Annotated in this window: 7 protein-coding genes; 5 read left to right on the top strand and 2 right to left on the bottom strand. The window is 66.5% G+C overall.

Annotation, left to right across the window (positions count from 1 at the left end):
* From ccmA to HCZ97_RS10415, 5 genes are all read left to right on the top strand, one after another.
* Positions 1-491 (top strand): heme ABC exporter ATP-binding protein CcmA (gene ccmA, locus HCZ97_RS10435; protein WP_167688648.1); only part of this gene is annotated, 491 nt, incomplete at its 5' end.
* Positions 488-1,144, top strand: a complete 657-nt coding sequence (gene ccmB / locus HCZ97_RS10430; RefSeq protein ID WP_167688646.1) for a heme exporter protein CcmB — start codon at positions 488-490, stop codon at positions 1,142-1,144. The genes ccmA and ccmB, both read left to right, overlap by 4 nt.
* 106 nt (positions 1,145-1,250) lie before the next feature.
* Positions 1,251-2,000: a heme ABC transporter permease gene (locus HCZ97_RS10425; RefSeq protein ID WP_167688645.1), complete on the top strand. Its 750-nt coding sequence runs from the start codon at positions 1,251-1,253 to the stop codon at positions 1,998-2,000.
* Positions 1,997-2,155, top strand: a complete 159-nt coding sequence (gene ccmD, locus HCZ97_RS10420; protein WP_167688644.1) for a heme exporter protein CcmD — start codon at positions 1,997-1,999, stop codon at positions 2,153-2,155. Before HCZ97_RS10425 ends, ccmD begins: the two co-directional genes overlap by 4 nt.
* Positions 2,145-2,687 carry a DsbE family thiol:disulfide interchange protein gene (locus tag HCZ97_RS10415; RefSeq protein WP_254871461.1) on the top strand — a complete coding sequence of 181 codons (543 nt, stop codon included), beginning with the start codon at positions 2,145-2,147 and terminating at the stop codon, positions 2,685-2,687. The genes ccmD and HCZ97_RS10415 overlap by 11 nt, the downstream gene beginning before the upstream one ends.
* Before the next feature lie 85 nt (positions 2,688-2,772).
* Here HCZ97_RS10415 and HCZ97_RS10410 read toward each other — a convergent pair whose 3' ends face one another.
* Entirely contained in the window at positions 2,773-3,396 is a 624-nt protein-coding gene (locus HCZ97_RS10410; RefSeq protein WP_167688643.1) for a hypothetical protein, read from the bottom strand.
* A 327-nt stretch (positions 3,397-3,723) separates the two neighbouring features.
* The gene (acnA, locus tag HCZ97_RS10405; protein ID WP_167688642.1) at positions 3,724-6,471 is read right to left on the bottom strand and encodes an aconitate hydratase AcnA; all 2,748 of its coding nucleotides are present in this window, start codon (positions 6,469-6,471) and stop codon (positions 3,724-3,726) included.
* Positions 6,472-6,890 lie beyond the last annotated feature (419 nt).

The following is a 6,890-nucleotide window of genomic DNA, read 5'->3' as shown; positions in this document are numbered from 1 at the left end:
CGCTGCTGCGCACGCTGGCCGGGTTGCAGCCGGCGCGGGCGGGGCGGGTTTCGCTGGATCGCGAGCAGGGGGCCTATTCCGGCCCCGCCGATGGCATCAAGGCGCAACTGACGGTGCAGGAGAACCTGGCGTTCTGGGCCGCCGTTCATGCCCAGGCGGGGCTAGAGGACGCCCTTGACGGCTTTGCGCTGAGGGAGCTGGCCGAGCGGCGGGCGGGCACCCTGTCTGCCGGGCAGAAGCGACGCTTGGGGTTGGCGCGGCTGGCGGTCTGTGGGCGCGCGGTCTGGGTGCTGGACGAGCCGACGGTGTCGCTGGATGAGGACTCCGTGGCGCTCTTTGCGCGTGCCGTGCGGGCGCATCTGGCGGGTGGCGGGCTGGCGGTGATTGCAACCCATATCGATCTTGGCCTGCCGGAGGCGCGGATCCTGGATGTGGCGCCTTTCCGCGCCCGGCTGCCGGAGCCGGATGCCTTTGACGAGGCCTTCCTGTGAGCGCGCTTCTGATCCGGGACCTGCGGCTGGCGCTGCGCGCCGGGGGTGGCTTTGGCCTGGGCCTGGTCTTCTTCCTGATCCTCGTGGCCTTGGTGGCCTTTGGCGTGGGCCCGCAGGGGGCGCTGCTGTCCAGCATCGCGCCGGGCATGCTTTGGGTGGGCGCCCTGTTGTCCTGCCTGCTGTCGCTGGACCGGATCCTGGCGCTGGATTACGAGGACGGCTCGCTCGATCTGCTGGCCACCGCGCCGCTGCCGCTGGAGGCCGTGGTCTCGATCAAGGGGCTGGCCCATTGGCTGACCACGGGCCTGCCGCTGGTGGTGGTGGCCCCGGCGCTTGGCGTGCTGATGAACCTGGCCGGGCCGGGCTACCTGTGGCTGGTGCTCTCCCTGCTGGTGGGCACGCCGGCGCTCTCGACCATCGGCACCTTCGGCGCGGCGCTGACCGTGGGGCTGAAGCGCGGCGGCCTGCTGATGAGCCTTCTGGTGCTGCCGCTTTACGTGCCCACGCTGATCTTCGGTGCGGAGGTTGCGCGGCGCGGGGCCGAGGGGCTTTCGGTGGCCACGCCGCTGGCGCTGCTGGGCGGGATCACCTGCGGTACGATCGCGCTGCTGCCCTTTGCCAGCGCCGCGGTCTTGCGGGTCAACCTGCGATAATGTGAACTGCCCCGGCCCAACGATTGGGCTAGGAGGGGCGCAAGCGACGTGACGAGGGTCTAGACGTGACAAGAGGCAAGACGGGACAATGGGGGTAGGAGGGGACATGGCCTCGATCTGGCGATATGCGAATCCGAAGAAATTCATCGAGACCTCCGACCGGGTCCTGCCTGTCATCGCCTGGGGGGCGGTGGCAGCGCTGGTGGTCGGCCTGGTCTGGGGGTTCTTCTTCACGCCGGAGGATTACCGGCAGGGCAGCACGGTCAAGATCATCTACATCCACGTGCCGGCGGCCATGATGGCGATCAACGCCTGGGCGATGATGCTGGTCGCCTCGCTGATCTGGCTGGTGCGGCGCCATCACGTAAGCGCCCTGGCGGCCCGGGCGGCGGCGCCCGTGGGGGCCGTGATGACGGTGATCGCCCTGGCGACGGGCGCGATCTGGGGCCAGCCCATGTGGGGCACCTGGTGGGCCTGGGATCCGCGGCTGACCTCTTTCCTGATCCTGTTCCTGTTCTACCTCGGCTACAGCGCGCTCTGGGCCGCGGTGGAGGATGACGACACCGCCGCCGACCTGACCGCGATCCTTTGCATCGTGGGCTCGGTCTTTGCGCTGCTCAGCCGTTACGCGGTGAATTTCTGGAACCAGGGCCTGCACCAGGGCGCCAGCGTCATGCGCGCCGGGGCGATTGCCGGGGATACGCAGGAGCGGGTCAGCAATGTCTTTGCCGCGCCGCTCTTCGTCTGCATGGCGGGCTTCGTGCTGCTCTTCGTCGCGCTGGTGCTGCTGCGCACCCAGACGGAGATCCGCGCGCGCCGGATGCGGGCCCTCCTGGCACGGGAGCGGATGGGATGATGGTGGATCTTGGGAAATATGCCGGCACGGTGCTGAGCGCCTATGGCGTCTCGCTTGTGCTGATCGGCGGGATCGTGGCGCTGAGCCTGTGGCGGGCGCGACGGATGAAGGCGCAGCTGCGCGCCGTGGAAGAACGGGTGAAACATGGGCTTTAAGCCGCTGATGGTGCTGCCTCCGGTGATCTTTGCCGGGCTGGCGGGGCTTTTCTTCATCGGGATGCAACGGGAAGATCCCGACCAGCTGCCCACCGCCATGGCCGGCAAGGCCGCGCCGGAGGTGCCGGTGACAAGCTTGGGGGATCTGCCGCTGTTCGACGAGGACACCCTGCGCGACGGAGAGGTCAAGCTGGTCAATTTCTGGGCCAGCTGGTGCGCGCCCTGCCGGGTGGAACATCCCAACCTCATGGCCCTGGCAGAGCAGCGCGACATCCCGATCTACGGCGTGAACTACAAGGACAAGCCCGATGCGGCGCTTGGCTTTCTTGCAGAGCTGGGCGATCCCTATGCGGCCGTCGGCGCGGATGAAAGCGGCCGGATCGGGCTGAACTGGGGCCTTTACGGCGTGCCGGAGACCTTCGTGATCGACGGAGAGGGCCGGATCGTGGAGCGCTTCGCGGGCCCGATCACCCAAAGGGTGCTGGAAAGCACGATCACCCCGGCGCTGCAGAAGGCCGCGGCGGGGAACTAGGGCGCGGCGGGCGGCTCAGCAGGCGGCTTGCCGTGCCCTCTGCGCCCCGTTCAAGCCCGTGGTCGCGCCTGTCACGAGCTCTAGGTCACAGGGGCCAGGTCTTCGGCATGCGTCGCGACAGCACCGGATCGCGCATGAGGTCGAGGTAATTGGCGATCCGGTGATCCTCGCCCTCGTTCACCACCTCGGGGCTGATCCAGGAGGTCCCGCCAACGTGGCGAAAGCCCAGGAAGTTGAAGGGCACATGGCAGACCGTGTCATCGGTGCGGCAGATGTTCAGCACATGGTCTTCGCCCGCCAGCCGGCTGTTGTGGCGGCGCGGGCGCGGGGCTGCAAAGGCGATGGTGGGCACCTTGAGCGAGGCGCCGACAATCTGCGCGGAGCCGGCGCCCAGGGAATGCCCGATGATGCAGCGGGGCTTCAGCGGCTTGGCAAAGGCATAGACCATCTGCGCATGGGCCAGGAAGCCCGCATGCCAGGCGGTGCCACTGTCCCCGGTGAGGGTGGCAAAGCCATGCCTGGCATCCCCGAATAGGTTGAAGTTGAACCGGGTCCAGTCCGAGGGCTCGTTGGTGCCCGGGATCACCAGGGTCCCGTCCGAAAGATACACCGCCTGGACCCCGTTCAGATCGATCTGCTCCACCACGTCGGGATGATCGGTCCCGGCATAGATCCGTTCCATGGTCTCGGCTGCCTGAATGCACTCCATCGTTTCGCCCCCTGGCTTAGATGACACCGCGCCTCTCCAGGGCCGAAGGCCCCGGTGCGCGCCATGGCACAGCTTAGCACCCGGGCCGGCTTTCCCTCAGTCGGGAAAACCTTACCCCAGGGGGTATCCTTCTTCTTGCCGGAAAACTCCGGGGGGAACGCAGGCCGCCCCCATTGAGGGGGCGGCCTGCGTGGGGGGCAGAGCCCCCCGGCGCGCCCGCAGAGCGCGCCCCCGCCCGCACGAAAAAGGGCCCCCCGAACGGGAGGCCCTTTCTGTCTCTGTCCCGCGCTCAACCGAAAAGGGTTGAGCGACGACGCTCCGCCGGGATCAGCTTTTCGCCAGGTCCCGCAGCACGTAGTGCAGAACACCGCCGTGCTCGACGTATTCCTTCTCGATCGCCGTATCGATCCGGCACTTGAGCGTGATCTCCTTCGTGGTGCCATCGGCATAGGTGATCGTGCAGGGCACCTCCTGCAGCGGGGTCACGTCCGAAAGGCCCAGGATGGTGAAGGTCTCATCCCCCGTCAGCTTCAGCGACTTGCGGCTGTCCTGACCGGTGAACTCGAAGGGAATGACCCCCATGCCGACCAGGTTGGAGCGGTGGATCCGCTCGAAGCTTTCCGCGATCACGGCCTTGACGCCCAGCAGGGCCGTGCCCTTGGCCGCCCAGTCACGGGACGAGCCCGCGCCGTATTGTTCGCCACCCACGATGACCAGCGGCGTGCCCGCCTCCTGGTATTCCATCGAGGCATCGAAGATCGAGGTCTGCTCGCCGCCCGGCGCCTTGGTGTAGCCGCCTTCGACGCCGTCCAGCATCTCGTTCTTAATGCGGATGTTGGCGAAGGTGCCGCGCATCATGACTTCGTGGTTGCCACGACGCGAGCCGTAGGAGTTGAACTCGCGCACGGGAACCTGGCGCTCGATCAGGTACTTGCCCGCGGGCGTCGTGTCCTTGAAGGACCCGGCCGGAGAGATGTGGTCCGTGGTGATCATGTCACCCAGCATGGCCAGCATCTTGGCGCCTTCGATGTCCTGGATCGTGCCGGCATCCTTGCCCATGCCCTGGAAGTAGGGCGGGTTCTGGATGTAGGTCGAGCTTGCCGGCCAGTCGTAGGTCTCGGCACCCGAAACTTCCACGCCCTGCCATTTCTCGTCGCCCTTGAAGACGTCGGCATACTTGGACTGGAAGGCTTCGCGGGTCACGACCTTCTCGACCAGGGTGGCGATCTCTTCGTCGGTCGGCCAGATGTCCTTGAGGTAGACATCCTTGCCGTCCGGGGTCTGGGCGATCGGATCGTTGGCCATGTCGATGTTCATGTCACCGGCCAGCGCATAGGCCACGACCAGCGGCGGAGAGGCCAGGTAGTTGGCGCGTACGTCCGGGGAAATCCGGCCTTCGAAGTTCCGGTTGCCCGAAAGAACGGAGGTCGCGATCAGGTCGTTGTCCGCGATCGCCTTGGAGATCTCGGGCTGCAGCGGGCCGGAGTTGCCGATGCAGGTGGTGCAGCCATAGCCGACCAGGTTGAAGCCGACGGCGTTCAGATGCTCGGTCAGGCCGGCGGCATCCAGGTATTCCGTCACCACCTGGGAACCGGGCGCGAGCGAGGTCTTCACCCAGGGCTTGCGGTCCAGGCCCAGCTCATGCGCCTTCTTGGCGACAAGGCCCGCGCCGATCAGCACGTAGGGGTTGGAGGTGTTGGTGCAGGAGGTGATCGAGGCGATGACGACGGAACCGTCGTTCAGCTCGTAGTCTTCGCCGTCCACGGGGGCGGACTTGATCAGCGGCTTCTCGACAACGGCGGTGTCGCCACCCTCTGCGGCCATGTCCTCGGCCGGGTCGGACATGTCCAGGCCACGGAAGTCCGCGACGACGTCCTTGAAGGCGCTGGCGGAGTTGGTCAGGGCCACGTAGTCCTGCGGGCGTTTCGGGCCGGAGATGGCCGGAACGATGTCGCCCATGTCCAGTTCCAGCGTCGAGGTATAGACGGGATCATAGCCCGGCTCACGCCAGAAACCGTTTTCCCGGGCGTAGGCTTCGACCAGCGCGATGCGGTCTTCGTCGCGGCCGGTCTGGCGCAGGTAGCGCAGGGTCTCGTCATCGATCGGGAAGAAGCCGCAGGTGGCGCCGTATTCGGGCGCCATGTTGGCGATGGTCGCACGCTGCGCGAGGGGCAGGTTGTCCAGGCCTTCACCGTAGAATTCGACGAACTTGCCGACAACGCCATGGGCGCGCAGCATCTCGACGACCTTCAGAACCAGGTCGGTGCCGGTGGTGCCTTCGACCATGGCGCCGGTCAGCTTGAAGCCGACGACCTCGGGGATCAGCATGGAGATCGGCTGGCCCAGCATCGCGGCCTCGGCCTCGATCCCGCCAACACCCCAGCCCAGGACGGCGGCGCCGTTGACCATGGTGGTGTGGGAGTCCGTGCCGACCAGCGTGTCGGGATAGGCGACTTCGTCACCGTTCTGGTCGGTGTCGCTCCAGACGGTCTGGGACAGGTATTCCAGGTTCACCTGGTGGCAGATGCCGGTGCCGGGGGGCACGACGCGGAAGTTCTCGAACGCGGTCTGGCCCCACTTCAGGAACTGGTAGCGTTCCATGTTGCGTTCGTATTCGCGGTCCACGTTCATCTGGAAGGCGCGCGGGTTGCCGAATTCGTCGATCATGACCGAGTGGTCGATGACCAGGTCGACGGGAACCAGCGGGTTGATCTTCTTGGCGTCGCCGCCAAGGCCCAGGATGCCGTCACGCATGGCGGCCAGGTCGACCACGGCGGGAACGCCGGTGAAGTCCTGCATCAGCACGCGGGCCGGGCGATAGGCGATCTCACGCGGGTTCTTGCCGCCGTTGGCGCCCCATTCGGCGAAGGCCTTGATGTCGTCGACGGAGACGGTCTTGCCGTCCTCGAAGCGCAGCATGTTCTCCAGCACGACCTTCAGGGCGGCGGGCAGCTTGGAAAAGTCACCAAGCCCGGCCTCCTGGGCTGCGGGGATCGAATAATAGGAAATGCTCTTGTCACCGACCGTCAGCGTCTTGCGCGTCTTGGCGGTATCCTGTCCGACTTGGATTGGCATGGAGATGGCTCCCTTCCGAGATGAATGAGGGGGTATATGCTGCCACCGCTTCTGCCCCATTGCCGGATGGCGATCAAGGGCCTCGCGGAGATTTTAGTATACATTTGTGCACAAAGTCGTGCTTTCCCCGCCCGGGCGCGCGCGCTGACAGGCTGTGCAGCACCCCTGCACAGGGCTGCCGGGAAAAGCGGCGATGCCGGAACGCAAAGGGGAAAGCACCTGCAAACCGGGGTGAGTCGCTTCGCTCCGAAGCCTTGCGGGGCAGGGCAGGCGCGATGCCCCGGCCGCGGCGGAGCCTCCGCCGGAAGCCGTGAAACACGCCCCTCCATCCAAGCCAACCGGGATGGCGCCCCGGCCCGCACTCGCCGCCTGGTTGCGCCGGCCACATCGGCTGTTGCAATACGGAACCGTTGGGAAAA

Source organism: Pseudooceanicola sp. HF7 (genome assembly GCF_011806405.1).
Classification (GTDB): Bacteria; Pseudomonadota; Alphaproteobacteria; order Rhodobacterales; family Rhodobacteraceae; genus Pseudooceanicola.
This window is presented reverse-complemented; position numbering and strand designations above follow the sequence as displayed.